General features: G+C 71.0%; 24 protein-coding genes. 18 read left to right on the top strand and 6 right to left on the bottom strand.

Annotated elements, in window-relative coordinates; translation table 11 throughout:
- Nucleotides 1-222 precede the first annotated feature (222 nt).
- The gene (locus ACWGDB_RS21270) at nucleotides 223-1341 is read left to right on the top strand and encodes an alpha/beta hydrolase (protein WP_453823830.1); all 1119 of its coding nucleotides are present in this window, start codon (nucleotides 223-225) and stop codon (nucleotides 1339-1341) included.
- Between the two features lie 144 nt (nucleotides 1342-1485).
- A complete protein-coding gene (locus tag ACWGDB_RS21265) occupies nucleotides 1486-2877 on the top strand; it encodes a hypothetical protein (protein ID WP_453823829.1) in 1392 nt (463 codons plus the stop codon).
- Nucleotides 2878-2907: 30 nt separating this feature from the next.
- On the opposite strand, the gene ACWGDB_RS21260 is transcribed toward ACWGDB_RS21265, so the two are convergent.
- Both ACWGDB_RS21260 and ACWGDB_RS21255 read right to left on the bottom strand, forming a co-directional pair.
- The gene (locus tag ACWGDB_RS21260) at nucleotides 2908-4242 is read right to left on the bottom strand and encodes a PH domain-containing protein (protein ID WP_453823828.1); all 1335 of its coding nucleotides are present in this window, start codon (nucleotides 4240-4242) and stop codon (nucleotides 2908-2910) included.
- Complete coding sequence (locus tag ACWGDB_RS21255; protein ID WP_453823827.1) at nucleotides 4239-4757, bottom strand: PH domain-containing protein; 519 nt, start codon at nucleotides 4755-4757, stop codon at nucleotides 4239-4241. The genes ACWGDB_RS21260 and ACWGDB_RS21255 overlap by 4 nt, the downstream gene beginning before the upstream one ends.
- A 31-nt stretch (nucleotides 4758-4788) precedes the next feature.
- Between ACWGDB_RS21255 and ACWGDB_RS21250 the strand changes: the two genes are divergently transcribed.
- Nucleotides 4789-5940 carry an NADH-quinone oxidoreductase subunit D gene (locus tag ACWGDB_RS21250; protein WP_453823826.1) on the top strand — a complete coding sequence of 384 codons (1152 nt, stop codon included), beginning with the start codon at nucleotides 4789-4791 and terminating at the stop codon, nucleotides 5938-5940.
- A 42-nt stretch (nucleotides 5941-5982) separates the two neighbouring features.
- Here the strand turns inward: ACWGDB_RS21250 and ACWGDB_RS21245 are convergent, their stop codons facing one another.
- Nucleotides 5983-6987, bottom strand: coding sequence for an SAM-dependent methyltransferase (locus tag ACWGDB_RS21245; protein ID WP_453823825.1), 1005 nt, complete (start codon nucleotides 6985-6987; stop codon nucleotides 5983-5985).
- 191 nt (nucleotides 6988-7178) lie between these two features.
- Here ACWGDB_RS21245 and ACWGDB_RS21240 point away from each other — a divergent pair, with 191 nt between their 5' ends.
- The 3 genes from ACWGDB_RS21240 (at nucleotide 7179) to ACWGDB_RS21230 (ending at nucleotide 9845) form a co-directional block, all read left to right on the top strand.
- Nucleotides 7179-8393, top strand: coding sequence for a sensor histidine kinase (locus ACWGDB_RS21240; protein WP_453823824.1), 1215 nt, complete (start codon nucleotides 7179-7181; stop codon nucleotides 8391-8393).
- A gap of 74 nt (nucleotides 8394-8467) precedes the next feature.
- Nucleotides 8468-9139 carry a response regulator gene (locus ACWGDB_RS21235; RefSeq protein ID WP_383610716.1) on the top strand — a complete coding sequence of 224 codons (672 nt, stop codon included), beginning with the start codon at nucleotides 8468-8470 and terminating at the stop codon, nucleotides 9137-9139.
- A 49-nt stretch (nucleotides 9140-9188) separates the two neighbouring features.
- A complete protein-coding gene (locus tag ACWGDB_RS21230; protein WP_453823823.1) occupies nucleotides 9189-9845 on the top strand; it encodes an AAA family ATPase in 657 nt (218 codons plus the stop codon).
- Between the two features lie 24 nt (nucleotides 9846-9869).
- Here the strand turns inward: ACWGDB_RS21230 and ACWGDB_RS21225 are convergent, their stop codons facing one another.
- Nucleotides 9870-10976 (bottom strand): DUF5937 family protein, encoded by a 1107-nt coding sequence (locus tag ACWGDB_RS21225; RefSeq protein WP_453823822.1) that lies wholly within the window; start codon nucleotides 10974-10976, stop codon nucleotides 9870-9872.
- 181 nt (nucleotides 10977-11157) lie between these two features.
- Between ACWGDB_RS21225 and ACWGDB_RS21220 the strand changes: the two genes are divergently transcribed.
- Complete coding sequence (locus ACWGDB_RS21220; protein ID WP_453823821.1) at nucleotides 11158-11373, top strand: hypothetical protein; 216 nt, start codon at nucleotides 11158-11160, stop codon at nucleotides 11371-11373.
- Here the strand turns inward: ACWGDB_RS21220 and ACWGDB_RS21215 are convergent.
- Complete coding sequence (locus ACWGDB_RS21215) at nucleotides 11363-12556, bottom strand: threonine aldolase family protein (RefSeq protein ID WP_453823820.1); 1194 nt, start codon at nucleotides 12554-12556, stop codon at nucleotides 11363-11365. The genes ACWGDB_RS21220 and ACWGDB_RS21215 overlap by 11 nt on opposite strands.
- Before the next feature lie 196 nt (nucleotides 12557-12752).
- Between ACWGDB_RS21215 and ACWGDB_RS21210 the strand changes: the two genes are divergently transcribed.
- The 10 genes from ACWGDB_RS21210 (at nucleotide 12753) to ACWGDB_RS21165 (ending at nucleotide 21473) form a co-directional block, all read left to right on the top strand.
- On the top strand, nucleotides 12753-13691 hold the full coding sequence (locus ACWGDB_RS21210) for a Rossmann-like and DUF2520 domain-containing protein (RefSeq protein WP_453823819.1): 939 nt from the start codon (nucleotides 12753-12755) through the stop codon (nucleotides 13689-13691).
- Nucleotides 13688-14677, top strand: coding sequence for a pantoate--beta-alanine ligase (gene panC / locus ACWGDB_RS21205; protein ID WP_453823818.1), 990 nt, complete (start codon nucleotides 13688-13690; stop codon nucleotides 14675-14677). Before ACWGDB_RS21210 ends, panC begins: the two co-directional genes overlap by 4 nt.
- Complete coding sequence (locus tag ACWGDB_RS21200; RefSeq protein ID WP_453823817.1) at nucleotides 14674-16383, top strand: L-aspartate oxidase; 1710 nt, start codon at nucleotides 14674-14676, stop codon at nucleotides 16381-16383. The genes panC and ACWGDB_RS21200 overlap by 4 nt, the downstream gene beginning before the upstream one ends.
- A 5-nt stretch (nucleotides 16384-16388) precedes the next feature.
- Nucleotides 16389-17369, top strand: coding sequence for a carboxylating nicotinate-nucleotide diphosphorylase (nadC, locus tag ACWGDB_RS21195; protein ID WP_453823816.1), 981 nt, complete (start codon nucleotides 16389-16391; stop codon nucleotides 17367-17369).
- An 8-nt stretch (nucleotides 17370-17377) separates the two neighbouring features.
- Complete coding sequence (locus ACWGDB_RS21190; protein ID WP_453823815.1) at nucleotides 17378-18175, top strand: type III pantothenate kinase; 798 nt, start codon at nucleotides 17378-17380, stop codon at nucleotides 18173-18175.
- Nucleotides 18176-18687: 512 nt separating this feature from the next.
- Complete coding sequence (locus ACWGDB_RS21185; RefSeq protein ID WP_453823928.1) at nucleotides 18688-19380, top strand: hypothetical protein; 693 nt, start codon at nucleotides 18688-18690, stop codon at nucleotides 19378-19380.
- A gap of 113 nt (nucleotides 19381-19493) precedes the next feature.
- Complete coding sequence (locus ACWGDB_RS21180; protein ID WP_453823814.1) at nucleotides 19494-19673, top strand: hypothetical protein; 180 nt, start codon at nucleotides 19494-19496, stop codon at nucleotides 19671-19673.
- A gap of 159 nt (nucleotides 19674-19832) precedes the next feature.
- Nucleotides 19833-20339: a BlaI/MecI/CopY family transcriptional regulator gene (locus ACWGDB_RS21175; protein ID WP_383610743.1), complete on the top strand. Its 507-nt coding sequence runs from the start codon at nucleotides 19833-19835 to the stop codon at nucleotides 20337-20339.
- A gap of 9 nt (nucleotides 20340-20348) precedes the next feature.
- Nucleotides 20349-20912 carry an amino-acid N-acetyltransferase gene (locus ACWGDB_RS21170; protein ID WP_328425062.1) on the top strand — a complete coding sequence of 188 codons (564 nt, stop codon included), beginning with the start codon at nucleotides 20349-20351 and terminating at the stop codon, nucleotides 20910-20912.
- 225 nt (nucleotides 20913-21137) lie between these two features.
- Nucleotides 21138-21473 carry a histone-like nucleoid-structuring protein Lsr2 gene (locus ACWGDB_RS21165; protein WP_328425060.1) on the top strand — a complete coding sequence of 112 codons (336 nt, stop codon included), beginning with the start codon at nucleotides 21138-21140 and terminating at the stop codon, nucleotides 21471-21473.
- Between the two features lie 18 nt (nucleotides 21474-21491).
- Here ACWGDB_RS21165 and ACWGDB_RS21160 read toward each other — a convergent pair whose 3' ends face one another.
- Complete coding sequence (locus ACWGDB_RS21160; RefSeq protein WP_453823813.1) at nucleotides 21492-22289, bottom strand: SCO3374 family protein; 798 nt, start codon at nucleotides 22287-22289, stop codon at nucleotides 21492-21494.
- 430 nt (nucleotides 22290-22719) lie between these two features.
- Between ACWGDB_RS21160 and ACWGDB_RS21155 the strand changes: the two genes are divergently transcribed.
- Nucleotides 22720-25245 carry an ATP-dependent Clp protease ATP-binding subunit gene (locus ACWGDB_RS21155; protein WP_383610751.1) on the top strand — a complete coding sequence of 842 codons (2526 nt, stop codon included), beginning with the start codon at nucleotides 22720-22722 and terminating at the stop codon, nucleotides 25243-25245.
- Nucleotides 25246-25298 lie beyond the last annotated feature (53 nt).

The following is a 25298-nucleotide window of genomic DNA, read 5'->3' as shown; positions in this document are numbered from 1 at the left end:
TCTGCGAGAGACCTTGGATCCGGTGCCGATTCGGGCATCCGGCGACATTGCGCCCTCTAGGACGGTGTCTTGAGGGGAGAGGTTCACTCAGCTCCCCAAAACCGTTTCAAAGGCCAAGGAAAGTCCGGGGCAAGCCCTTGCGAAGGTGCAGGGGAGGCGGCGCGGGCGCATGTGTCGTGCGCCCGCGTGGACCGGACGGAAAGTGCGGACAGGTAACCATCGATGGGGCTCACGAGCGACAAGTTGCTGGCGCTGGCGGTGTCGGCCGCCGTAGGGCTGTTCGTCGGCACGGTCTGGCTGTGGCCACGACTGGCGCGGCGCGGTTGGCGGGCCGTCTGCGGGCGCGTGGGCCTGCTGCTCACCACGCAGTTGATGCTCTTCATGGCGGTCGGGCTCGCCGCGAACCAGGCTTTCGGCTTCTACGCAGGCTGGGCCGACCTGTTCGGGCAGGAGAAGGAGCAGGGTGTGGTGGTGGACCACACGCCCGGCGGAGGGCCGTTGAAGGTCGTCGACACGCTGCGGGTGCCGGGGGCCGGGAGCACGCGGCCGGAGACGGGCGGTCAGATCCAGAAGGTCGAGATCGTGGGCCGTACGACACGCATCGCCACGCCCGCGTACGTCTATCTGCCGCCCGAGTATTTTCAGCCGGAGTTCCGCGAGCGCACGTTCCCGGCGGCCGTCGTGCTCACCGGGTATCCGGGCACCGCCGAGGCGCTGGCGGGCAAACTCCACTATCCGCGTACGGCCGCGAAGCTCGTCGGGGACGGTCGTGCGCGGCCGATGATCCTGGTGATGATGCGGCCCACCGTGGCGCCGCCGCGGGACACGGAGTGCGTGGACGTTCCCGGCGGGCCGCAGACCGAGTCGTTCTTCGCGAAGGACCTGCCCGAGGCCGTGAGCGGGCAGTACCGGGTGGGTGGAAAGTCGGGCAGGTGGGGCGTCATCGGGAACTCCACAGGCGGCTACTGCGCGTTGAAGCTCGCCCTGCACCATCCCAAGGTGTACGTCGCCGGGGCGGGGCTCTCCGCCTACTACGACGCTCCGATCGACCCCACGACGGGCGATCTCTTCCAGGGGGACGAGGAACTGCGCAATCGCGCGAACCTGTGGTGGTACCTCGAGCACATGCCTGCCCCGGACACTTCACTGCTCGTCAGCAGCAGCAAAGTTGGAGAATCCAACTACAAGGCCACGTTGAAGTTCATTGAGCGTGTGAAGGCCACCGAGCGGACGCGGATCTCGTCGATCATCCTCGAAAGCGGGGGACACAACTTCAACACCTGGCGGCGGGAGATTCCGGGGACGCTGGAGTGGATGAGCGGGCGGCTGAACGGCAGGTGACCCGCCCCATGAGGCTATGTGATCTTGGTTCTTGGCTATTACGGTGGCGGATCTGATTCCTGTTGCCGCATGAACGACTCGGGATGGCTGTGTTTTTACGGGGTGGGGCGCCAAGATTCGCCTACGCGCGGTAAGTTTCTGGCCATGCCACGTGGACGTCACCGTCATTCCCCGCCCTTGCACAGGCTGCTGCCCCCGTCGGCGATCGCAGGCGTGTCCGTTGTCTGTGCCCTTGCACCCTGGGTGTTCAGCGAGCCCGTGGTGCTGCGCGGCCTTGCCGCGGCCGCCGCGGCGACGGCGGTCGTGGGTGGGGTCGTCATGCGCCGCTGGGACGCGCAGGCGGGCAAGCAGGTCGCCGACCTCACGCGCGCGCGTGCGAGCGACGAGTGGCGGCACGAGGAGCGGGTCGCCGAGCTGGAGACCGACCTCGAGGAGTCGCGCGAGCTGCGGGTGAAGCTGGAGCAGCGGCTGCGGGCCAAGCGGGCCGAGCTCGCGGGGCTGCGCAACGAGCATGCGTCGCTGCTGCGGCGGTACGCCACGGCGGAGACCGAGCGGGCGAGTGTGCTGGAGGAGCGGCGGGTCCTGGAGATAGAGGCGGGGGCGCCCGCGCGGGCGTTGCCGCCGGGGGCTGTGCCGGGTCCGGTTGACGGTGTGGGGACTGTGGCTGTCCCCGCTGATGTCGAGGCCGACTCCGAGGGTGCCGCGGTTGAGGCCGAGGTTGAGGCCGACACCGAGGCTGAGGTCGATGCCGAGGCTGTTGAGGAGGCGTCGGCAGCTTCCGCTGTCTTCTCGCCCGAGGGCTCTCGGCTGTTCCTGCGGGCCAAGGAGGCGTTGGCGCGGTTCGACGAGGACGGGGAGTCTCCTGCGGGGGAGTCCTCGACGAGCGAGTCCTTGAAGAGCGAGTCCTCGGACAGTGAGCCCGTGAAGGGCGCGTCCTCGAAGGATGAGCCCCCGAAGGACGAGCCCCCGAAGGACGAGCCGCCGAACAACGAGCCCCCCAAGGGCGACGGGCACTCCGACGACGAGCCGGTGAAGTCCGGTTCGGGGGCCGCCGAGGCGGAGGCGCGGGACGCTGCCGGGTCCGAGACGGAGCCTGCGTTGGAGGATGACGCGCAGGGGAAGCCCGAGGCGGTCGACGGGCATGAGCGCGCGGCCGCCGGCACCCCGACGGGCGCGGTCGCCCGCACCGCTCAGCAGCCTGCGCTTCCCGCGGCTCGGCAGCCGTCCGGGCACTTCATCGCGCCGACTGCCGTGGCCGTCGCGCCGACGACGCCCGTACGGCGTCCGGCGGTCCAGGGTGGCTTCGACTTCTTCGGCACCAAGCGGGCCGAGTCCTCCGCGTTGGAGTCCGTCCAGAACGAGGACCTCGCCGATGTCGTGGGCCAGGAGGCCCTGGCTCTTCACAAGGCCGAGGCCGAGGCGGAGTTCAAGCCCGCGGACGCGGAGTCCCGGGGGATCGGGCAGGTCATCGACCTGACGGCTCATGACGAGACCGAGCAGATCGATGTGCAGGGGTTGCGGAGCGCGGTTTCCTGAGGGGTGCCGGGCCTGCCGTTTCCGGGACCGTCACGCCATCCAGCGGTCCGGACGGGCGTCCCTGCGGCCCGTGCGGGAGCGTTCCGCTTGGCTGCGCAGGAGTTCCGCCGCCTCCTCGGCGTCTCTCAGACGGGCGGTCACCGTCTTGTTGGCCCCCGTGTCCACATGTACGTCGGCGACGCCCCACAGGCGCTTCCAGGGGCCCTGGGTGAGGCATACGCTCTGGACCTTCGCGTGCGGGACCAGGGCCAGGCTTCTGCGGAAGAGGCCGGTTCGGGCGGCGAAGGCGGCTTCCGTGACGGACAGGCCGTAGCCGCGCCACCACAGCGGCATGCACCGGGCGGCGCGCCGCGGTGGGCGGGACAGGGCGGCGCGGGAGGGGACCGTCGTGCCGGGGAGTACGTGTGCGACCACCGACTCGGCCACCTCGCGAGGGGCGACCGGGAGCAGCACGGAGTTGGACGAGCCCGCCACGTCCAGTTCCACCCGTACCCAGCCGCGCCGGCGCCACAGCAGCGGTTCGACGATCCGTACGGTCTGGACGCGGCCGGGCGGCACCGTCTCGTGTGCGCGGTCCAGCAGGCCGTGGTCGATGCGCAGTCCGTCCGGTGACTCGCCCACCGTCCAGTCGTACTCGGCGACGAACCGTCCCACACTGCTCGCCCCTGCCGCGCCGATCAGCGGAACCGCGGTCGCCAAAACCGTCCACACGCTCCCGGTGACCAGCCAGAGGACGCTCGGTACGACGATCGCGGCGGCCAGTGTTCCCCAGGTGGCGCCGGTCAGGACGAGCGAGATCGCCAGGACGGTCGGGGGTACGCGCAGGAGTTGGCGGGACGGTGCCTCGCCCACCTCGTGTGCCGTCTCGGGGGCGAAGCCGGCGGCGCGGGCGAGGAGTTCCGCGCGGAGAGTGCGTGCCTCTTCCGCGTCCAGGAAGGCGAGTTCGTCTTTTTTGTCCGTGCCTATGACGTCCAGTTTGAGCTTGGCCACGCCTGCCACGCGCGCGAGCAGGGGCTGGGTGATGTCGATCGCCTGGATGCGTTCCAGCCGGATGTGCGCGGTGCGGCGGAAGAGCAGCCCGGTGCGGATGCGCAGTTCGCTGTCCGTCACCGCGAAGTGTGTGAACCACCAGGTGAGGAAGCCGTACAGGGCCGCCGCGGGGACGAGCACCGCCAGCGCGAGCAGGAGGGTGGTGGTGGTCAGTCTGGTCAGCTGGCGTTGCGCCTGGTCGGGGTCGTGCACCGCCCAGCCGATGAGTACGGCGATCGGTGCCCACGCGCGCCTGAGCGGCGTCACCGGGTGCAGCCGGCGTTCCGTGACGGGTTGTTTCTCGCGTACGGCGTCGTCGACGCCCTGCGTCGTCACAGGCCCGCCGATCGGGCCTCGCCCAGTTCGGTGAGCCGGTCGCGCAGGCGTTCCGCCTCCGCCGGGTCCAGGCCGGGGATGGTCGCGTCGGTCGCGGCCGCCGCCGTGTGCAGTTGCACGCTGGCCAGGCCGAAGTGCCGCTCCACCGGGCCGGACGTCACCTCGACCAGCTGCATCCGGCCGTACGGCACGATCGTCTCCTCACGCCACAGCACGCCCCGGCTGATCAGCAGGTCGTCGGCGCGCTCGGCGTAGCGCCACGAACGCCAGTTGCGGCCGAGCATCACCCAGCCCCACGCCATCAGCACCGGCGGCAGCACGGCGAAGGCCGCCCAGGCGGGTCCGGCGAGCAGGCCGAGCAGCAGGCCCAGGCCGATCGTCAGCAGACCCAGCCACACCACCAGCAACAGCCGGCGCATGCGCAGCAGGCCCGGTGGCAGCCCCCGCCACCCCGGCTCGGCCGCCACCGGCACGTCTCCCGCAGTCCCCGTGTTCTCCGGGCTCCCCGTCTCCATGAGGCCAGCGTACGTAGGAGAGACTGTGTCCATGACTCCTACGACGGAGACCATGGTCGGTATCGGCGGCGCCGCGGAGAGCACCGACATGGTGCTCAACATCGGCCCCCAGCACCCGTCCACGCATGGCGTGCTGCGCCTCAAGCTCGTGCTCGACGGCGAGCGCATCGTGCGGGCGGAGCCGGTGATCGGGTACATGCACCGGGGCGCGGAGAAGCTTTTCGAAGCCCGCGACTACCGGCAGATCATCATGCTCGCCAACCGGCACGACTGGCTGTCGGCGTTCTCGAACGAGTTGGGCGTCGTCCTCGCCGTGGAGCGCATGCTCGGCATGGAGGTGCCCGAGCGGGCCGTGTGGACCCGGACGCTGCTCGCGGAGCTCAACCGGGTGCTGAACCACCTCATGTTCCTGGGGTCGTATCCGCTGGAGCTGGGCGGGATCACGCCGATCTTCTACGCCTTCACGGAGCGCGAGGAGCTCCAGCATGTGATGGAGGAGGTCTCCGGTGGGCGTATGCACTACATGTTCAACCGGGTCGGAGGCCTGAAGGAGGACCTGCCGGCCGGGTGGGCCACGCGTGCGCGTGCCGCCGTCGCCGATGTGCGCTCCCGTATGGACCGGTTCGACGATCTTGTGCTGGGCAACGAGATCTTCCGGGGTCGTACGCGGGGCGTGGGCGCCCTCACGCCGGAGGCCGTGCACGCGTACGGCGTGAGCGGGCCGATCGCGCGCGCCTCGGGCGTGGACTTCGATCTGCGGCGCGACGAGCCGTATCTGGCTTACGGCGAGCTGGGGGACGTGCTGCGGGTGGTGACCCGGGACGAGGGTGACTGCCTTGCTCGTTTCGAGTGCCTGCTGGAGCAGACCCACGTCGCCCTCGACCTCGCCGACGCCTGCCTGGACCGGCTCGCCGAACTGGCGCCCGGGCCGATCAACCAGCGGCTTCCCAAGGTGCTGAAGGCGCCCGAGGGGCACACCTACGCGTGGACCGAGAACCCGCTCGGCATCAACGGCTACTACCTCGTCAGCAAGGGCGAGAAGACGCCGTACCGGCTGAAGCTGCGCTCGGCCTCGTACAACAACATCCAGGCGCTGGTCGAGCTGCTGCCGGGGACGCTGGTCGCGGACATGGTGGCGATCCTGGGGTCGATGTTCTTCGTGGTGGGGGACATCGACAAGTAGGTGGGGGACATCGACAAGTAGTCGGCGGGGAGCCGGGCGCTGTCAGTCCGCCAGTACGTCCGGAATTCCGACCGGCTGCAGCAGCCAGCCGAAGTCTCCCAGCCCGGCCGTCGCCGTGAGCTCGGCGGCCTCTCCCGCGGCCGCGAGGGCGCGCACGTACTCGGTGGGGTTGGTGGAGGCCAGTTCGAGCGGCGGGCGTGCGCCTGTGATGCCCACGGCGTGCAGGGCCTCGCGCTGGGACACGAGGCGTGCGCCGGGCAGCGCGCACGCCGTCGCGCACGCGTCCAGGGCCACGTGCGCCGTGATGTCGCACGAGCCGTCCGGCACGGGCACTGTCTCGCGCCCCTCGCGGAAGCCGGTGAGCGTCCCGAAGGGCGGCCGCGCGGGCGCCGTGTGCGCGTAGTCCACGGCGACCGCGAGCCCCCGCTCCAGGGGCGCCACGGCCGCGGCCCAGGCCCCGTCTCGCGGCAGCCCGATCTCGGCCCGCGCCCCCTGCGCGCCTCCGAGCGGCCACCAGCGTGCGAGCCACTGCGCCTCCGCACCGGCGACCGGCTCCCCGAGACGCTCGGTCCCGTCCCGTCGTACGAGAACCAGACGGGGTACGCCCGCGGAGTCCACCTCCGCGACCTCCAGGGGGACGTTGTCCAGCCACTCGTTCGCGAACAGCAGTCCCTGGATCCGCAGCGGCGGCTCGGACCTCCACTCGATCCGGTGATCCAGCGTTTCCGGGCGGTCGGCGAGCTCGACGGCGCACGCACGTGTGCGTGCCGCCACGTCGGCGGGCAGGGCGGCCAGGACGCCGGTGACCAGCTCGCCCCGCCCCGCCGCCATGTCGACGAAGTCGAGCCGCTCGGGGCGGCCCAGCGCCTCGTCGACCCGGCACAGCAGCCGGGCCACGGCAAGGGCGAAGAGGGGCGACGCGTGGACGGACGTCCGGAAGTGACCGGCGGGGCCCTCGGGGCGGCGGTAGAAGCCGTCAGGGCCGTACAGGGCGGCTTCCGTCGCCGCCCGCCACCCGCGCCACTCGCCCGTCGCCACTTCTGTCACCGGCCCAGGCTAGGCCCTGTCGTCAACGCCGCAGATGTGCGTGCCAGGGCCCGCGACGCCGAGACGATCCAAACGGCAGGGCCTAGGCGCACAGGAGAACGCAGCCTCCACCTTGCGGAGTACGCGCGGGTAGTGCGGATCGGCCCTCCGGTTGACCCGGGCACACATCTCGCTTCCCTACGCTGGGTTACGTGCAGCGCCTCTATGACTTCCTCCGCAGGCACCCGACGTGGGTCGACAGCTCCTGGGCCGTCCTCCTCTTCGGGGTCTCTGTGATGAGCGTGGCCGTCCGCGAGGAGGGCGGGCAGGACCTGCCGGGCACCTCCTCCGAGGCGGTCGTCGTCCCGGTCCTCCTCCTGCTGGGCCTGGTGATCGCGCTGCGCCGGCGCATGCCGGAGAAGATGCTGGTGCTGGCCATCGTCGTGGGGCTGGCGCAGCTGGTGCTGAACGTGGCGCCGACGCCCGTCAACTTCGCCTTCCTGGTGATCACCTACACCGTGGCCGCGACCGGCGCCCGCTGGGCGTCCCGGCTCGCGCTGGTCACGGGCCTGTGTGCGGCGCCCCTGGCACAGACGCGCTGGCCCGAGCAGGACTCCACAGTTCTGAGCAATGTGGCCCTGGTGATCTTCCTGACGGTGCCGTTCGCGCTCGCCTGGGTGCTCGGCGACTCGATCCGGACCCGTCGCGCCTACTACGAGCAGCTCGAGGAGCGCGCGACCCGGCTCGAAAAGGAGCGCGAGGCGCAGGCCAAGGTCGCGGTCGCCGCCGAACGCGCCCGGATCGCGCGCGAGCTGCACGACGTCGTCGCGCACAATGTCTCCGTGATGGTCGTGCAGGCCGACGGCGCCGCCTACGTCCTCGACTCCGCCCCGGACCAGGCCAAGAAGGCCCTGGAGACCATCTCCTCCACCGGCCGCCAGGCCCTCGCCGAGATGCGTCGCCTGCTCGGGGTGCTGCGTACCGGCGAACACCAGGAGAGCGGCGAGTACGTCCCGCAGCCCGACGTCGAGCAGATCGACGATCTCATCCAGCAGTGCCGCAGCTCCGGTCTGCCGGTCGACTTCAAGGTCGAGGGCACCCCGCGCCCGCTGCCCAGCGGCGTGGAGCTGACGGCGTACCGCATCGTGCAGGAGGCGCTGACGAACACGCGCAAGCACGGCGGGCCGAACACGGGCGCCAGCGTGCGCCTGGTCTACTTCGACGACGGGCTCGGCCTGCTGGTCGAGGACGACGGCAAGGGCGCCCCGCACGAGCTGTACGAGGACGGCGGCGCCGACGGAAGCGGCCACGGCCTGATCGGTATGCGCGAGAGGGTCGGCATGGTGGGCGGCACCCTGGACGCGGGGCCGCGCCCGGGCGGAGGATTCCGCATCAGTGCGCTGCTGCCGCTCAAACCAGCACACTGACGCTTGCGCATGCGCTTTGTTGACACCTGTAACGGCCCTGTAGACGGATACGAAAGACACGGAAGAGGACCCCGATGACGATCCGCGTGATGCTCGTCGACGACCAGGTGCTGCTGCGCACCGGGTTCCGGATGGTGCTTGCCGCCCAGCCGGACATGGACGTCGTCGCGGAGGCGGGAGATGGCGTCGAGGCCCTCCAGGTGCTGCGCTCGACCCCGGTCGACGTCGTGCTGATGGACGTGCGCATGCCGAAGCTGGACGGCGTCGAGACCACCCGCCGTATCTGCTCGGACCCCGAGCCGCCCAAGGTGCTGATCCTGACCACCTTCGACCTCGACGAGTACGCCTTCTCCGGGCTGAAGGCGGGCGCCTCCGGCTTCATGCTGAAGGATGTGCCGCCCGGCGAACTCCTCGCCGCCATCCGCGCGGTGCACAGCGGCGACGCGGTGGTCGCCCCGTCGACGACCCGGCGTCTGCTGGACCGTTTCGCGCCCATGCTGCCCTCCAGCGGCAACGAGCCCAAGCACAAGGAGCTGGAGCGGCTCACCGACCGCGAGCGCGAGGTCATGGTGCTGGTCGCCCAGGGCCTGTCCAACGGCGAGATCGCGGCCCGGCTGGTCCTGTCCGAGGCGACCGTGAAGACCCACGTCGGCCGCATCCTGACCAAGCTGGGACTCCGGGACCGGGTGCAGGTGGTCGTCCTCGCGTACGAGACGGGTCTGGTGCGGGCCGGCGGGCACGGCTGACGCACGTCGGCGTGACTCCCGCGTAACCGGTGCCCACTAGGGTCTGCGCATGCTCCTGTGGATCAACGGCCCCTTCGGGGGCGGCAAGACACAGACCGCGTACGAGATCCAGCGCCGCCTGCCCGGCAGCGTGGTCTGCGACCCCGAGCACGCGGGCTTCGGGCTGCGACGGACGCTGCCGCCCGAACTGCGGGGGGACTTCCAGGACTTGAGCTCCTGGCGGCAGGGGGTCGTCGAGGTCCTCGACCTCGCCCTCACCAAGCACGACGGTGTGGTGATCGCGCCCATGACGGTCACGGACTCCGGCTACTTCGAGGAGACTGTGGGCCGGCTGCGCGAACTCGGCCATGACGTACGGCATTTCACGCTCCTCGCCGAGCGCGAGACGGTCCTGAAGCGGCTGCGTGAGCGGGGCTTCGGGCACCTCCTTCAGTACGCCACCGGAAAGAACGTCGACAAGAACCTCGGCACGAACGCCGGGCTGCGCCGGGAGAGCTGGGCCGTCCAGCAGCTCGACCACTGCCTGGAGCGGCTGCGGGAGCCGGAGTTCGCCGAGCATCTGTGGACGGACCACTCGACCGTGCCGAAGACGGCGGACCGCATCGCCGTCCTGGCCGGCCTGCGGCTGAGGCCGAACAGCGAGGGCGCGCTGCGCACCCGGCTGCGGCAGGCGAGGGTCGGGATCAGGCACATCCGCTTCGACTGAGCCGTGGGCGCAGGAGGTAGGCGCTCAGCGCAGGATCCCCTCCAGGAAGTCGCTGCCCAGCCGGGCCACCACCGTCACGTCCAGCTGGTGCAGGACGTACCGCCCCCGGCGGCGGGTGGTGATCAGGCCCGCCTTCTTCAGCACGCCCAGGTGCCGGGATATCTCCGGCGCCGTCACGCCGTGCGCCTGCGCCAGCTCGCCCGTGGTGTACGCGCTGCGGGCGAGATTGCGGCAGATGCGCATGCGCACGGGGTGGGAGAGCGCGGTCATCCGCAGAGCCAGCTGCTCGAGCGTGGGCGGGGCGGCGAGCTCCGGGGAGCCGACCGGGTAGTGCAGCACCGGCTGCCAGGCGTAGCGGTGCAGGACCATCAGGTGCGGCCAGCCCAGGCTCGTCGGGACGAGGAGGAGGCCGCCGTCCCCCGTGGCCGTACGGCCATCGCCCAGCTTGTCGACCGTGATCCGCGCGGCGGCCTCGTCGAGAGTGACCGCCGGGGACACCGCGGCCAGCGCCTCCGCCAGGCCCTTGTGCCGCAGGAGGTCCGTCTTGTGGCGGGCGTCCGCCGCGAGCTGGTGGCGCAGCCGGGACCAGGTGTCGGCGAAGAAGGCCTCGTCGCAGTCCTGGAGGAACTGGCGCAGCCAGGCCCGGATGCGCGGCGGATCGAACAGCAGCCGCTCGCTGAACCGCATCTGCTGCGGCCCGCGTGCGGCCGCGAGGTCCAGGGCACGCCGCCGCACACCGGCGTCGGAGAGCGCGTCGGGCCCGCGCGTGCTGTACGGCAGGGCGCAGGTGAACTCCAGGGCCGCGTCCACGAACTGCTCGTCCGTCAGCTTGTCCAGCTGATCCAGCTCCTCCGCCAGTGTGGCGCCCGGGAGGGCGCCGCGGCCCGGGATGCCGGCGAAGGGCAGGAAGAGGTCGGAGAACGTCGACCGCCACAGGAAGTCGGCCTCGCACATCCGGTCGGCCAGGTGCGAGTCCAACCGGGCCGTGACGCCCGTGACCCACCCCTGCAGGCCCGGGTGGTGCCCCGGCTCCGACAGCGCGTGCAGCGCCATGCCGAGCTCGGCCAGGGGTGAGGGCACGACGGCGAGCCTCTCCGGCCGCAGCCCCGCGATGTCGATGGTCACGCTCATGCCCTCATGGTGCACCCCGCCACTGACAACGCGGCCGCCGATTGACGACGGCCGTCAATCGACGCGACGCAGCCGCCGGACGGAGGCAAGCCTGGGATCACCGGGGCGACCGCGGAGCCCGATCCCTCCGCACCCATGCCTCCCCCGACCTGTCTCCCACGTCCCGAGAAGGCGATACGCCATGAGCATCACGCAGCAGTACCTCCTCGACACCTACCGCGCCCACCAACACGGCGATCCCGCCCCGCCCGGGCCCGGTGCCCATGACTGGCAGGTCGCGCGCGAGTGGCGCGACCACCGGCAGTTCCGGGCCGTGGTCGCCGGACGCCCGGCCCATGGGCGGATGCGCCAGGCCTTGGGGCGGTGGCTGCGTCCGCGGGCCCGCCCTACCCACTGACCTCCTCGGTCAGCACGGCCACGAACCGGGCGACGGCCTCCTTCACGTCCTCGGCCGTCCACTCCAGGCCGGCTCCGCGGACCGAGACCTCGGTGCAGGCCAGCCCCGGACCCTTCTGACCCCAGGCGTTGGCGAACAGACCGGTTCTCGTCTCCTCCGCCTGCCGGATCGCGGCCTCGGAGAGGACGTCGACGTCGTACGGCAGCCACAGCTGGAACTCGTTCGTGTGCGGCACCTCGGGGTGGACGCGCGCCCATGGCACCCCGGCTGCGGCGAACCCCTCGCGCAGCGCGGCGGCCACCACGCGCGCGTGGGCCACGTACTCCGGCAGCCGGGGCAGCTCCCGCTCCAGGCCGACCAGCGCCGACAGTGCCGTGGGGAACTGCTGGAACACCATGCCGCCATAGCGGTGCCGCCAGACCTTCGCCTCCTCCACCAGCGTCCGCGGACCGGCGAGCGCGGCGCCCCCGTATCCGCCCAGGGACTTGTAGAACGACACGTAGACGCTGTCCGCCAGGCCTGCGATCTCCTCCAGCCGGCGGCCGAAGTGGACGGTGGACTCCCACAGACGCGCACCGTCGAAGTGCACCACCGCGTCGAGCTCCCGCGCTGCGTCCACCACCTCGACGAGCTCGTCCCAGGAAGGCAGCAGGAAACCGGCGTCGCGGAGGGGAAGTTCCAGTACGAGTGCCCCGAAGGGCTCCTCGAAGTCGCGGACCTCGGCGGCGGTCGGCTGCCTCGGCTCGCTCGTCACCTGAACCGGGCGCAACCCGCTGACCTGGCTGAACGCGTCTCGCTCATGCACCTCGGGGTGGGCCAGCGCATGCAGGGCGACGGTCGGGTCGCCGGTGCGGCCGGCCCAGCAGCGCAGGGCGATCTGCTGGGCCATCGTGCCGGTCGGGAAGAACGCGGCGGCTTCCTTGCCGAGCAGTGCTGCGGTCTTGTCCTCCAGGGCCTCGACGACGCCGTTGCCATAGAGGTCCGCCCGCTCGTCCAGGTCGTACACGTCCGGCGCCGCCTCCAGCAGCGCGAGGCGCTCGCGGAGCGTGCCCAGGAAGTCGAGGCGTGAGAGGACACGCTCCGCACTCCGGAATGCGCTTATGCGCCGCTCGAAGCGCTGTTTGCGCTGTTCGTCGTCCGTCCGCGTGCTCTGCTGTGTGCCCTGCTCCGCTGCATCGCTCATGGCCCGATCATCCCGGGAGGCCACCCGAGCGGGCACCCGAGTTTCGACTGCTGCCCTCACCTGTCCACCCGTGCGCGCAAGGCGTATGGAAACCCACAGCCTGTGGACAACCGAACGCCTCTCGAACCAATCGCGTTAACATGACGAGAAATCGTCCGGTACCCGGAGCGGACTGGAACGGGAAGGCCGCCGTCGAGTGAGTACAAGCCAACAGCCAGATCCCAGGGACCGCCCCGCGCGGCTCACCGTCGGTGTCGTCGGCGCCGGCCGCGTGGGCCCCGCACTCGCCGCGTCCCTCCAGCTCGCCGGGCACCGCCCGGTGGCCGTCTCCGCGGTCTCCGACGCCTCCCGGCGGCGAGCGGCACAGCTGCTCCCCGACGTGCCGCTCGTGCCGCCCGCCGAGGTGCTCGCGCGCGCCGAGCTGGTGCTGCTGACCGTCCCGGACGACACGCTGCCCGGGCTGGTCGAGGGCCTCGCCGAGACCGGTGCCGTACGACCGGGGCAGCTGCTGGTGCACACCTCCGGGCGATACGGAGCGAAGGTCCTGGACCCCGCCCTGCGCGCGGGCGGCCTGCCGCTGGCCCTGCACCCGGCGATGACCTTCACCGGCACTCCCGTGGACGTCCAGCGCCTGGCCGGGTGCTCCTTCGGCGTCACCGCGCCCGAGGAGCTGCGGCTGGCCGCCGAGGCCCTCGTCATCGAGATGGGCGGCGAACCCGAGTGGATCGCCGAGGAGAGGCGCCCGCTCTACCACGCGGCGCTCGCACTGGGCGCGAACCACCTGGTGACGCTCGTCGCCCAGTCCATGGAGCTGCTGCGCGAGGCGGGCGTGGCGGCCCCCGACCGGATGCTCGGCCCGCTGCTCGGCGCCGCCCTCGACAACGCCCTGCGCTCCGGCGACGCGGCCCTGACCGGCCCCGTCGCGCGCGGGGACGCGGGCACCGTCGCCGCGCACGTCACGGAACTGCGCAGGCACGCCCCGCAGGCCGTCGCCGGCTATCTGGCGATGGCGCGCGCGACCGCCGATCGGGCGCTCGCCCACGGACTGCTCAAGCCGGAGCTCGCCGAGGACCTTCTCGGGGTACTCGCCGACGGGACCGACGGGACCGACGGCGCCGAGGGAGACGCCCGATGACGACCCTGCTGCGCACAGCTGACGAACTGCACGCACGCACGCGTACCGGCCGCCGTGCCGTCGTGATGACCATGGGCGCCCTGCACGAGGGCCACGCCACCCTGATCCGCACCGCGCGCACGATCGCCGGCCCGCAGGGCGAGGTCGTCGTCACCGTCTTCGTGAATCCCCTGCAGTTCGGCGAGGGCGAGGACCTCGACCGCTATCCGCGCACGCTGGACGCCGACCTCAAGATCGCGGAACAGGCGGGCGCCGACGCCGTGTTCGCGCCCTCCGTGGACGAGGTCTACCCGGGCGGCCGGCCCCAGGTCCGCATCAGCGCCGGCCCCATGGGCGACAGCCTGGAGGGCGCCTCGCGCCCCGGCCACTTCGACGGCATGCTCACCGTCGTCGCCAAGCTGCTCCACCTCACCCGCCCCGACGTCGCCCTGTACGGCCAGAAGGACGCCCAGCAACTCGCCCTGATCCGCCGCATGGTGCGCGACCTGAACTTCGGCGTCGAGATCGTGGGCGTCCCGACCGTGCGCGAGGAGGACGGCCTCGCGCTCTCCAGCCGCAACCGCTACCTCTCGCCCAAGGAACGGCACACGGCACTCGCGCTGTCCCAGGCCCTCTTCGCCGGCCGCGACCGGCACGCGGCACAGGAGGCGCTGCGCGCGCGGGCCCGCGAAGTGCCCGCCACACGCGCGCGTGCGGAAGCGCTCAGCGCCATAGGGGAGTCCCGCGCGGCGGCGGACGCACACGCCGTCGCCAAGGCGGTCCCCGGCGCCCCGGCGGCCGTGCGTGCCGCCGCCCGCCTGCTCCTCGACGAGGCCGCCCGCCTCGACCCGCCGCTCGAACTGGACTACCTCGCGCTCATCGACCCGTCCGACTTCAGCGAGATCGAGGACGAGTTCACCGGCGAGGCCGTCCTCGCCGTCGCCGCCCGGGTCGGGGCGACCCGCCTGATCGACAACCTCCCTCTCACCTTCGGAGCCGCCTCGTGACCAGCACAGGCATACGACTGCACGCGCCCGCGCCCGGCTGGGCCATCACCGCGGACGTCGTGGTCGTCGGCTCCGGCATCGCAGGCCTCACCGCGGCCCTGCGCTGCGAGGCCGCCGGCCTGACGCCGGTCGTCGTCACCAAGGCCCGCCTCGACGACGGCTCCACCCGCTGGGCCCAGGGCGGCATCGCCGCGGCCCTCGGCGAGGGCGACACCCCGGAACAGCACCTCGACGACACCCTGGTCGCCGGCGCGGGTCTGTGCGACGAGGACGCCGTCCGCATCCTCGTCACCGAGGGCCCCGACGCCGTACGCCGCCTCATCGAGACCGGCGCTCACTTCGACGAGTCGGAGGAAGGCGGCCTGGAGCTCACCCGCGAGGGCGGCCACCACCGCCGCCGTATCGCCCACGCCGGCGGGGACGCGACCGGCGCGGAGATCTCGCGTGCCCTGGTCGAGGCGGTACGCGCGCGTGGCCTGCGCACGGTCGAGAACGCACTGGTCCTCGACCTCCTGACGGACGCCGAGGGCCGTACGGCCGGCGTCACCCTGCACGTCATGGGCGAGGGCCAGCACGACGGCGTGGGCGCCGTCCACGCGCCCGCGGTGGTCCTCGCGACCGGCGGCATGGGCCAGGTCTTCTCCGCGACGACGAACCCGTCGGTGTCGACCGGTGACGGCGTGGCCCTGGCGCTTCGCGCGGGCGCCGAAGTGAGCGACCTGGAATTCGTCCAGTTCCACCCCACGGTCCTCTTCCTCGGCCCGGACGCGGAGGGCCAGCAGCCCCTGGTCTCCGAGGCCGTACGCGGCGAGGGCGCCCACCTGGTCGACGCCGACGGCGTGCGCTTCATGGTCGGACAGCACGAACTTGCCGAACTCGCCCCCCGCGACATCGTCGCCAAGGGCATCATGCGACGCATGCAGGAGCAGGACGCGGAACACATGTTCCTCGACGCCCGCCACTTCGGCGCCGACATGTGGGAGCACCGTTTCCCGACGATCCTCGCCGCCTGCCGCGCGAACGGCATCGACCCGGTCACCACCCCCATCCCGATCGCCCCGGCCGCCCACTACGCCTCCGGCGGCGTGCGCACCGACTTCCAGGGCCGTACGACCGTCCCCGGCCTGTACGCGTGCGGCGAGGTCGCCTGCACGGGCGTGCACGGCGCCAACCGGCTGGCCTCCAACTCACTCCTCGAAGGCCTGGTCTACGCCGAGCGCATCGTGGCCGACATCGCGGCCGCCCGCGCGGCCGACGGCCTCCACGCGCGCGTGCCGCACCCGGTGCCCTACCCCGAGACCCCCGAGCACCCGCTGCTCGGCCCCGAGGCCCGCTTCGCGATCCAGCGGACGATGACCGACGGCGCCGGAGTCCTGCGCTCCGCGGAGTCCCTCGCCAAGGCCGCCGAGCAGATCCAGCAGCTGCACACCGAGGCCCGCGACGCCCTCGCCGAGAACGGCAAGACGGCCGAGCCCGGCGTGGACACCTGGGAGGCCACGAACCTCCTCTGCGTGGCCCGGGTCCTGGTGGCCGCGGCGCAGCAACGCAAGGAGACCCGGGGCTGCCACTGGCGCGAGGACGAGCCCGACCGTGACGACGCGACATGGCGCCGCCACATCGTCGTACGCCTGAACCCGGACCGCACACTGGCCGTGCACACCACAGACACCGCAGACTTCCCCCCGACCCGTCCCCAGGAGCAGTGACAGCAGTGACCACCCCCGACCTTCCCCTCGCCTCGACCGGCGGCTGCGGCGACGGCTGCGCCTGCGGTGCCGACGAGGGGGCCGCAGAATACGCAGAGTGCGGCCTCGACCCCGCGCTCGCTCAACTCCTGGCCGACGCGGGCCTCGACCCGGTCGAGGTCGAGGACATCGCGAACGTGGCCATCCAGGAGGACCTGGCCCACGGCGTGGACGTGACGACGGTCGCGACCATCCCCGAAGAGGCCGTGGCCACCGCCGACTTCGTCGCGCGTGAGGCGGGCGTCGTGGCGGGCCTCAGGGTCGCCGAGGCGGTGGTCTCGATCGTCTGCGAGGACGAGTTCGAGGTCGAGCGCCATGTGGAGGACGGCGACCGCGTGGCGGAGGGCCAGAAGCTGCTCTCGATCACCACCCGCACCCGCGACCTCCTGACGGCCGAGCGCAGCGCGCTGAACATCCTCTGCCGCCTGTCGGGCATCGCGACGGCCACGCGCGCGTGGGCGGACGTACTGGACGGCACGAAGGCGAAGGTCCGCGACACCCGCAAGACCACCCCCGGTCTGCGTGCCCTGGAGAAGTACGCGGTCCGCTGCGGCGGCGGCGTGAACCACCGCATGTCGCTCTCGGACGCGGCGCTGGTCAAGGACAACCACGTCCTTGCGGCCGGCGGCGTGACCCAGGCCTTCAAGGCTGTCCGTGAAGCCTTCCCGGACCTCCCGATCGAGGTCGAGGTGGACACCCTGCACCAGCTCCGCGAAGTGGTGGACGCGGGCGCGGACCTGATCCTCCTGGACAACTTCACGCCGGGCGAGTGCGAGGAGGCGGTGGCGATCGTGCACGGCCGGGCGGCACTCGAAGCATCGGGCCGCCTGACCCTGGCCAACGCCAAGGCGTACGCCGACACGGGCGTCGACTACCTGGCCGTGGGGGCCCTCACCCACTCCTCGCCGATCCTGGACATCGGCCTGGACCTGCGAGCGGCGGAGTAGGGACCGGCATGCTCCTCACGATCGACGTAGGCAACACGCACACCGTCCTCGGCCTGTTCGACGGCGAGGACATCGTCGAGCACTGGCGCATCTCGACGGACGCCCGCCGCACCGCCGACGAACTGGCGGTGCTGCTCCAGGGCCTGATGGGCATGCACCCGCTCCTCGGCGACGAGCTGGGCGACGGCATCGACGGAATCGCCATCTGCGCCACCGTCCCTTCCGTCCTTCACGAACTCCGCGAGGTGACCCGCCGCTACTACGGCGACGTCCCCGCGGTCCTCGTCGAACCGGGCGTGAAGACGGGCGTCCCGATCCTCACGGACAACCCCAAGGAGGTCGGCGCCGACCGCATCATCAACGCGGTGGCGGCGGTCGACCTCTACGGCGGCCCGGCCATCGTCGTCGACTTCGGTACGGCGACGACGTTCGACGCGGTGAGCGCGCGCGGTGAGTACATCGGCGGTGTCATCGCCCCCGGCATCGAGATCTCGGTCGAGGCCCTCGGCGTCAGGGGCGCCCAGCTCCGCAAGATCGAGGTGGCCCGCCCGCGCAGCGTCATCGGCAAGAACACGGTCGAGGCCATGCAGTCCGGCATCATCTACGGCTTCGCCGGCCAGGTGGACGGCGTCGTCAACCGCATGGCCCGCGAACTCGCCGACGACCCCGAAGACGTCACCGTCATCGCCACGGGTGGCCTGGCCCCCATGGTCCTGGGCGAGTCCTCGGTCATCGACGAACACGAGCCGTGGCTGACCCTGGTCGGCCTCCGCCTGGTCTACGAACGCAACGTGTCCCGCATGTGACTCCGTCGGTTGGGCCACACCGACTCATGCTGCCCGGCGAGAGCTGACCGGCGTCGGGGTGGCCCACCGGGGGCCTGCGACGCCTAGGCCCCGCTGCGGCCCTGCAGGGGGCCTCGTGCTCAAACGCCGGACGGGCTGGAATGCTGATCGGACCGGCACTTAAAGGGACCGCCGGACTGACCGTGGTGGCGCACCCCCGCGTCGCGGCACCCGCGTACGGCGGCAAGGGGACGTGCCGGGGGGTGTCCGCCCGCAGTGGCCGGCGTCAAGAAACGGCACCTCTCTGCCCGACCCAACCGCCGGTCCGAGGACGGACACCCCCCGGCACGGCCCCGACCCACCACACACCCGCAGGCGCTACGCGGCCCCCACTGAACCGCGACGGGCCGCCGCAGGCATCACACCCCCCTCCCGAGTGGCGCCCCACGCCACACCCACCTCACCTATGCCGCGTTTGTCTGATTAGCGCGTATCGTCGGCCCATGCCCACGCCATACGGATCCCGCGGCGCCATGGCGTTCGGTGCGGAGGAGCTGCGTGTGCTCCGCCGCGCTCTCGCCCTCGCCCTACACCCCAGCCCCGCCTCGGCCGAGGAGGTCCAGGACTGCCTCCGCCTCGCCGAGTCGCTCGACGAGGCGATGCGCGAGGGCGCCCGGCTGCGTGCCTTCCTGACGGCCGACCTGGCCCGCTACCGCGCCGCCCTCCCCGGCACCGCAGCCGGCTACCTCACCCTCCTCGAGGAGGCCCTCGCCGCCGGGCACCCCCCGACCGCCGAGGACCTCGCCGCCCTCCGCGCCCTGCGCGGCAACCCCACCGCGGCCGCCCTCCTCACCCGCTGCCAGGAGCCGGCGGAACAGGACGTGCAAGCCCGTCTCGCGCGCGGCGCCGCCCACCCGGCCACTCCTGCCAAGCCGGCCGTCCCGGCGTCCCGTACGCACCTCCTGGCCCTCCCTGGAGGCCTCTCCGAGGAGCGCCCCCGCCCGCCGGTCGCCCTCCCGGCGCAGGCGGCCGGCCAGGACCCCGCCAAGCCGCCCCGGAAGAAGCCCGCAGAAAAGCCGGCCACCCCCAAGCCCGACCCCGGCCCCGAGCACACACCACCCGCGCCCAAGCCGGCCCGCCCCATCCCCACCCCCGGCGAGGTCTTCCCCCGCCGCAAGCCGACCCCGCCCCCGGCGAACCCGCCCCAGCAGCTCGCCGCCGGCTGAGGCACGAACCACCGAGCCGCGAACCACCGAGCCGCGAACCACCGAGCCGCGAACACCCCACAACGCCCAACCCCCGCCCCATCCGCCCCTCACCCCCTGGCTACCCTGGACGCATGGACTACGTCTCCGCACTCCTCCCCCCGGCCGTCATGGCCGTGTTCTTCATCGGTGTGATCAGGGTGATCGTGAAGACCCAGGGCGGAGCCAACAAGGCCAAGGAGGACGAGGCCGTGGACGCCGCCCTCGCGCGCGCGGAGGGCACCCGCCAGGCCTCGGCGACCCCGGACGCCTGAACCCAGCGGCGTACGACTCCAAGCTCACCGCTTTCCGAGTCGTACGCCCTTTTTGTTCCTGTTTGCCGGAGAAAGAGCACGTCCGGCACGCCAACACCCAGATCTCCCACTATTGTGCGAGCTGTGCCTCGCCCATTGGGAGAACTCGAAGACGCGGTCATGACGCGGGTGTGGAAGTGGAACCGCCCGGTGACCGTTCGAGAAGTCCTGGAAGATCTCCAGCAGGAACGGTCCATCGCGTACACCACGGTGATGACCGTTTTGGACAATCTCCATCAGAAGGGCTGGGTACGCCGCGAGGCGGAAGGCCGGGCCTATCGATATGAGGCGGTCTCCACCCGAGCCGCCTACGCCGCCGCCCTGATGAACGACGCCTGGTCGCAGAGCGACAACCCCGCCGCCGCACTCGTCGCCTTCTTCGGCATGATGAGCGAGGAACAGCGCCAGGCCTTGCGGAACGCGGTACGCATCGTCCAGGGCCCGGAAACGCCCGAACCCGCGGAAGCACCGGATACGCGCCGCGTTACGGGCACCGATACCGGCGCCGCCGCCGATACCACCAGCACCGATACCAGCGGCGATACCAGCACCGATACCGCCGCGGATACCCGTACCGATACCGCCGCCGAGAACCCCGCGTCGGCACCGGAGCCCGACGGGCGATAGCGTCCGCTCATGTCCGCAGAGAGCCACTCGGCCGAGAGCCCCGCGGCTCAGAGCCCAGAAGTCACCGCAAAAGCCATCACCGTCCGGCGGGCCCGTACCGGCGATGTCCCGGCGGTGCGTCGTCTCCTTGACGAGTACGTCCGGCGTCGGATCCTGCTCGACAAAGCCACAGTGACTCTTTACGAGGACATCCAGGAGTTCTGGGTCGCGGAACGGGACGACAACGGCGAGGTCGTCGGCGCCGGCGCCCTGCACGTGATGTGGGAAGACCTGGCGGAAGTCCGCACTCTGGCCGTGAAGCCCGGCCTGAAGGGTGCCGGCGTCGGTCATCAGTTGCTGGAGAAGTTGCTGCACACGGCGCGCTGGCTCGGCGTTCGCCGCGTTTTCTGTCTGACCTTCGAAGTGGACTTCTTCGGCAAGCACGGCTTCGTCGAGATCGGCGAGACGCCGGTCGACACCGATGTCTACGCCGAGCTGCTGCGTTCCTATGACGAGGGCGTCGCGGAGTTCCTCGGTCTCGAACGAGTGAAACCGAACACCTTGGGCAACAGCCGGATGCTTCTGCATCTGTGATCGTCCCCCACTATTCCGACGGGTCACCCTGCCCAGGTGCCCTATGTCCGAAACGCGCATGTTTCCGGACCGCAGTCGGCCTGTGAGTCTCTCCCGGGGGTTTGTGTTTTTCCAGCAAAAGCGGTTTGCTTTCCGACGTACTGCAGTACTGCATATAACAGGGGACGGCGAAACGGCGGACGCCGCAGACCCCAGGCCCTCAAGTTATCGATGAAAGGAAATCCGGTGGCACAGAAGGTTCAGGTCCTTCTTGTCGACGACCTCGACGGCGGCGAGGCGGACGAGACCGTGACGTTCGCGTTGGACGGCAAGACGTACGAGATCGATCTCACGACCGGCAATGCGGACAAGCTCCGTGGCCTTCTCGAGCCTTACGTGAAGGGCGGTCGTCGCACCGGAGGCCGTGCTTCGGGTGGGCGTGGAAAGGCGCGCGCCACTTCCGGCGGCAGCCAGGACACCGCGCAGATCCGCGCGTGGGCCAAGGAGAACGGTTACGAGGTCAACGACCGCGGCCGCGTTCCGGCGTCCATTCGCGAGGCATACGAGAAGGCCAACGCCTGATCCGGGCCGATGCCTGATCTACGGACAGGCCGAAGGCTGCACGCACGCGCGTCGCAGTCCCAGGCGGTGGCAGTGCGTCGCCACCGTGCCCAGTACCCGCACGAGATCGGGGGCGCCCCCACCGCCCCCAAGGGCCGACAACGTCGGCAGCGAGGCTTCGACCTCGCCCTCAGGCTCGGGGGGCCGCAGCCACACGGCGGCCCCCTGCACGGCATCGGAGCGGTCCGGGGGAAGCGACCGCACTCCGCAGTGCCCCGGCAGGCCAGGACGCCCTACGGCTCCCCCCGGTCCCGAATCGACGGGACACCGTACGGCCGCCGCGGCCGGACCAGGGTCCACAGAGCCCGGTTCGGCCGCGAGGTGCCGCACCAGCGCCGGTGACCCGAGAACCGCAAGCGGCCGTACGGCCGTGACCGGCCGCCTCCCGGGCGGCAGCGGCGCCTCCATGAGGTCGCCCTCGCCCAGCGCCGTCAGGTCCAGGGGCAGCGTGCCCCACTCCAGCCAGTCCAGCACCCCCGGCACCTCCTCCGCGCTGCCCGCGGCCAGGAGGAGCCGCATCCGGTCGCCCTGGACGGCCACCGGCGAGTCGGGTGCCAGATGGCGCAGTGCCGCGCGGCCCGCCTCGGCGGGGACGTCCAGGACGTCGAAGTGCAGGCCCACGCGAAGGCTCAGCGGGGCTCCGGGTGGGGCGGGCACCACCGGCCAGCCCAGTTCGTTCTCGTACCACCGGCGGACCTGATCGCTCGGATCGAGCGGCCGACGGGGGAGGGGAATCGAGGCGAGGTCCGTGATGATCTTGGGGCGGGTGCCGACCATGCCAAGTGCAACCGCCGAATGGACGTGCGGGTTACGCTGGGTGTTGCGGTGAGTGCACAGAGTGGCGAATTCGGGGGCGTGCGGGGGTGTGGGGTGGCGCAAGGTTGTTCGCCCGTAGCGGAGGGAACCGGGGGGCGCGGCATGGAGTGTCAGTCCCAGCGGGTAAGACATCCCTAGTGGGAGGGGGCGACACGCAGGCAAGGTGGTCTCACGTTCGCCATCGGCGTACTGATGGTGAGGGTAAGTGCCTGGCCTGCGGGAACATCGTCTCGCACCATCGGGTTGGAGCAGATGTCGGCGTTCGGGGTCAGGAGGCCATCGACGGTGTCGGCAGTTGGAATGAGCGGTCCCCGCTTGCGGGACTAAGCTGCGGAAGGACAGGGAGGGGAAGTTCCCCCCACTGCCTGACCGCTCTGAGGAGCGATTAACGATGTTCGAGAGGTTCACCGACCGCGCGCGGCGGGTTGTCGTCCTGGCTCAGGAAGAAGCCCGGATGCTCAACCACAACTACATCGGCACCGAGCACATCCTCCTGGGCCTGATCCATGAGGGTGAGGGTGTCGCCGCCAAGGCCCTTGAGAGCCTCGGGATTTCGCTCGAGGCGGTCCGCCAGCAGGTGGAGGAGATCATCGGGCAGGGGCAGCAGGCCCCGTCCGGGCACATCCCCTTCACCCCCCGTGCCAAGAAGGTCCTGGAGCTGTCGCTCCGCGAGGCCCTTCAGCTGGGCCACAACTACATCGGCACGGAGCACATCCTGCTCGGCCTGATCCGTGAGGGCGAGGGCGTCGCCGCCCAGGTCCTGGTCAAGCTGGGCGCAGATCTCAACCGGGTGCGGCAGCAGGTCATCCAGCTGCTCTCCGGTTACCAGGGCAAGGAGACCGCCACCGCCGGCGGGCCTGCCGAGGGCACGCCCTCGACGTCCCTGGTCCTCGACCAGTTCGGCCGGAACCTCACCCAGGCCGCTCGTGAGTCCAAGCTCGACCCGGTCATCGGGCGCGAGAAGGAGATCGAGCGGGTCATGCAGGTGCTGTCCCGCCGTACGAAGAACAACCCGGTCCTGATCGGTGAGCCCGGCGTCGGCAAGACCGCCGTCGTCGAGGGCCTCGCTCAGGCCATCGTCAAGGGCGAGGTGCCCGAGACCCTCAAGGACAAGCACCTCTACACCCTGGACCTCGGCGCGCTGGTCGCCGGCTCCCGCTACCGCGGTGACTTCGAGGAGCGCCTGAAGAAGGTGCTCAAGGAGATCCGCACCCGCGGCGACATCATCCTGTTCATCGACGAGCTGCACACGCTGGTCGGAGCGGGTGCCGCCGAGGGCGCCATCGACGCGGCTTCCATCCTGAAGCCGATGCTGGCCCGCGGTGAGCTGCAGACCATCGGTGCGACCACGCTGGACGAGTACCGCAAGCACCTGGAGAAGGACGCGGCCCTCGAGCGCCGCTTCCAGCCCATCCAGGTCGCCGAGCCGTCCCTGCCGCACACGATCGAGATCCTCAAGGGTCTGCGCGACCGGTACGAGGCCCACCACCGGGTCTCCATCACCGACGAGGCGCTGGTCCAGGCCGCCACGCTGGCCGACCGGTACATCTCGGACCGCTTCCTGCCGGACAAGGCGATCGACCTGATCGACGAGGCCGGTTCCCGGATGCGCATCCGCCGGATGACCGCGCCGCCGGACCTGCGCGAGTTCGACGAGAAGATCGCCGGCGTGCGCCGCGACAAGGAGTCCGCGATCGACTCGCAGGACTTCGAGAAGGCCGCCTCCCTGCGCGACAAGGAGAAGCAGCTCCTGGCCGCCAAGGCAAAGCGTGAGAAGGAGTGGAAGGCCGGCGACATGGACGTCGTCGCCGAGGTCGACGGCGAGCTGATCGCCGAGGTCCTCGCCACGGCCACCGGCATCCCGGTCTTCAAGCTCACGGAGGAGGAGTCGTCCCGCCTGCTGCGCATGGAGGACGAGCTCCACAAGCGGGTCATCGGCCAGATCGACGCCGTCAAGGCGCTGTCGAAGGCGATCCGCCGTACGCGTGCCGGTCTGAAGGACCCGAAGCGCCCCGGTGGCTCGTTCATCTTCGCGGGCCCGTCCGGTGTCGGTAAGACCGAGCTGTCCAAGGCGCTCGCCGAGTTCCTCTTCGGTGACGAGGACGCGCTGATCTCCCTCGACATGTCGGAGTTCAGCGAGAAGCACACGGTGTCGCGTCTCTTCGGTTCGCCCCCCGGCTACGTGGGCTACGAAGAGGGCGGTCAGCTGACCGAGAAGGTCCGCCGCAAGCCGTTCTCCGTCGTCCTCTTCGACGAGGTCGAGAAGGCCCACCCGGACATCTTCAACTCGCTGCTGCAGATCCTGGAGGACGGTCGCCTGACCGACTCCCAGGGCCGGGTCGTGGACTTCAAGAACACGGTCATCATCATGACGACCAACCTCGGCACCCGGGACATCTCCAAGGGCTTCAACCTGGGCTTCGCGGCCTCGGGTGACACGAAGAGCAACTACGAGCGCATGAAGAACAAGGTCTCGGACGAGCTCAAGCAGCACTTCCGCCCCGAGTTCCTCAACCGCGTCGACGACGTGGTCGTCTTCCCGCAGCTGACCCAGGACGACATCCTCGCGATCGTCGACCTGATGATCGGCAAGGTGGACGAGCGCCTGAAGGACCGGGACATGGGCATCGAGCTCTCCCAGTCCGCCAAGGAGCTGCTGTCCAAGAAGGGCTACGACCCCGTGCTGGGCGCCCGGCCGCTGCGCCGTACGATCCAGCGCGAGATCGAGGACTCGCTGTCGGAGAAGATCCTCTTCGGCGAGCTGCGTCCCGGTCACATCGTGGTCGTGGACACGGAGGGCGAGGGCGAGAACAAGACCTTCACCTTCCGCGGCGAGGAGAAGGCGGCCCTGCCCGACGTCCCGCCGATCGAGCAGGCGGCCGGTGGCACCGGTCCGAACCTGAGCAAGGAGGCGTAGCCGCGCGCTTCGCCTGAACCAAAGGGGCTGCCCCGGGACCTGTGTCCCGGGGC

The organism is Streptomyces sp. NPDC055013 (assembly GCF_053608645.1).
This window is presented reverse-complemented; position numbering and strand designations above follow the sequence as displayed.

What these genes read in the sequence shown, in the direction of transcription:
- ACWGDB_RS21270 (WP_453823830.1), top strand. Translation starts at nt 223, where the DNA reads ATGGGGCTCACGAGCGACAAGTTGCTGGCGCTGGCGGTGTCGGCCGCC.
- ACWGDB_RS21265 (WP_453823829.1), top strand. Translation starts at nt 1,486, where the DNA reads ATGCCACGTGGACGTCACCGTCATTCCCCGCCCTTGCACAGGCTGCTG.
- ACWGDB_RS21255 (WP_453823827.1), bottom strand. Translation starts at nt 4,757, where the DNA reads ATGGAGACGGGGAGCCCGGAGAACACGGGGACTGCGGGAGACGTGCCG.
- ACWGDB_RS21250 (WP_453823826.1), top strand. Translation starts at nt 4,789, where the DNA reads ATGACTCCTACGACGGAGACCATGGTCGGTATCGGCGGCGCCGCGGAG.
- ACWGDB_RS21235 (WP_383610716.1), top strand. Translation starts at nt 8,468, where the DNA reads ATGACGATCCGCGTGATGCTCGTCGACGACCAGGTGCTGCTGCGCACC.
- ACWGDB_RS21230 (WP_453823823.1), top strand. Translation starts at nt 9,189, where the DNA reads ATGCTCCTGTGGATCAACGGCCCCTTCGGGGGCGGCAAGACACAGACC.
- ACWGDB_RS21225 (WP_453823822.1), bottom strand. Translation starts at nt 10,976, where the DNA reads ATGAGCGTGACCATCGACATCGCGGGGCTGCGGCCGGAGAGGCTCGCC.
- ACWGDB_RS21220 (WP_453823821.1), top strand. Translation starts at nt 11,158, where the DNA reads ATGAGCATCACGCAGCAGTACCTCCTCGACACCTACCGCGCCCACCAA.
- ACWGDB_RS21215 (WP_453823820.1), bottom strand. Translation starts at nt 12,556, where the DNA reads ATGAGCGATGCAGCGGAGCAGGGCACACAGCAGAGCACGCGGACGGAC.
- panC (WP_453823818.1), top strand. Translation starts at nt 13,688, where the DNA reads ATGACGACCCTGCTGCGCACAGCTGACGAACTGCACGCACGCACGCGT.
- ACWGDB_RS21190 (WP_453823815.1), top strand. Translation starts at nt 17,378, where the DNA reads ATGCTCCTCACGATCGACGTAGGCAACACGCACACCGTCCTCGGCCTG.
- ACWGDB_RS21185 (WP_453823928.1), top strand. Translation starts at nt 18,688, where the DNA reads ATGGCGTTCGGTGCGGAGGAGCTGCGTGTGCTCCGCCGCGCTCTCGCC.
- ACWGDB_RS21180 (WP_453823814.1), top strand. Translation starts at nt 19,494, where the DNA reads ATGGACTACGTCTCCGCACTCCTCCCCCCGGCCGTCATGGCCGTGTTC.
- ACWGDB_RS21175 (WP_383610743.1), top strand. Translation starts at nt 19,833, where the DNA reads ATGACGCGGGTGTGGAAGTGGAACCGCCCGGTGACCGTTCGAGAAGTC.
- ACWGDB_RS21170 (WP_328425062.1), top strand. Translation starts at nt 20,349, where the DNA reads ATGTCCGCAGAGAGCCACTCGGCCGAGAGCCCCGCGGCTCAGAGCCCA.
- ACWGDB_RS21160 (WP_453823813.1), bottom strand. Translation starts at nt 22,289, where the DNA reads ATGGTCGGCACCCGCCCCAAGATCATCACGGACCTCGCCTCGATTCCC.
- ACWGDB_RS21155 (WP_383610751.1), top strand. Translation starts at nt 22,720, where the DNA reads ATGTTCGAGAGGTTCACCGACCGCGCGCGGCGGGTTGTCGTCCTGGCT.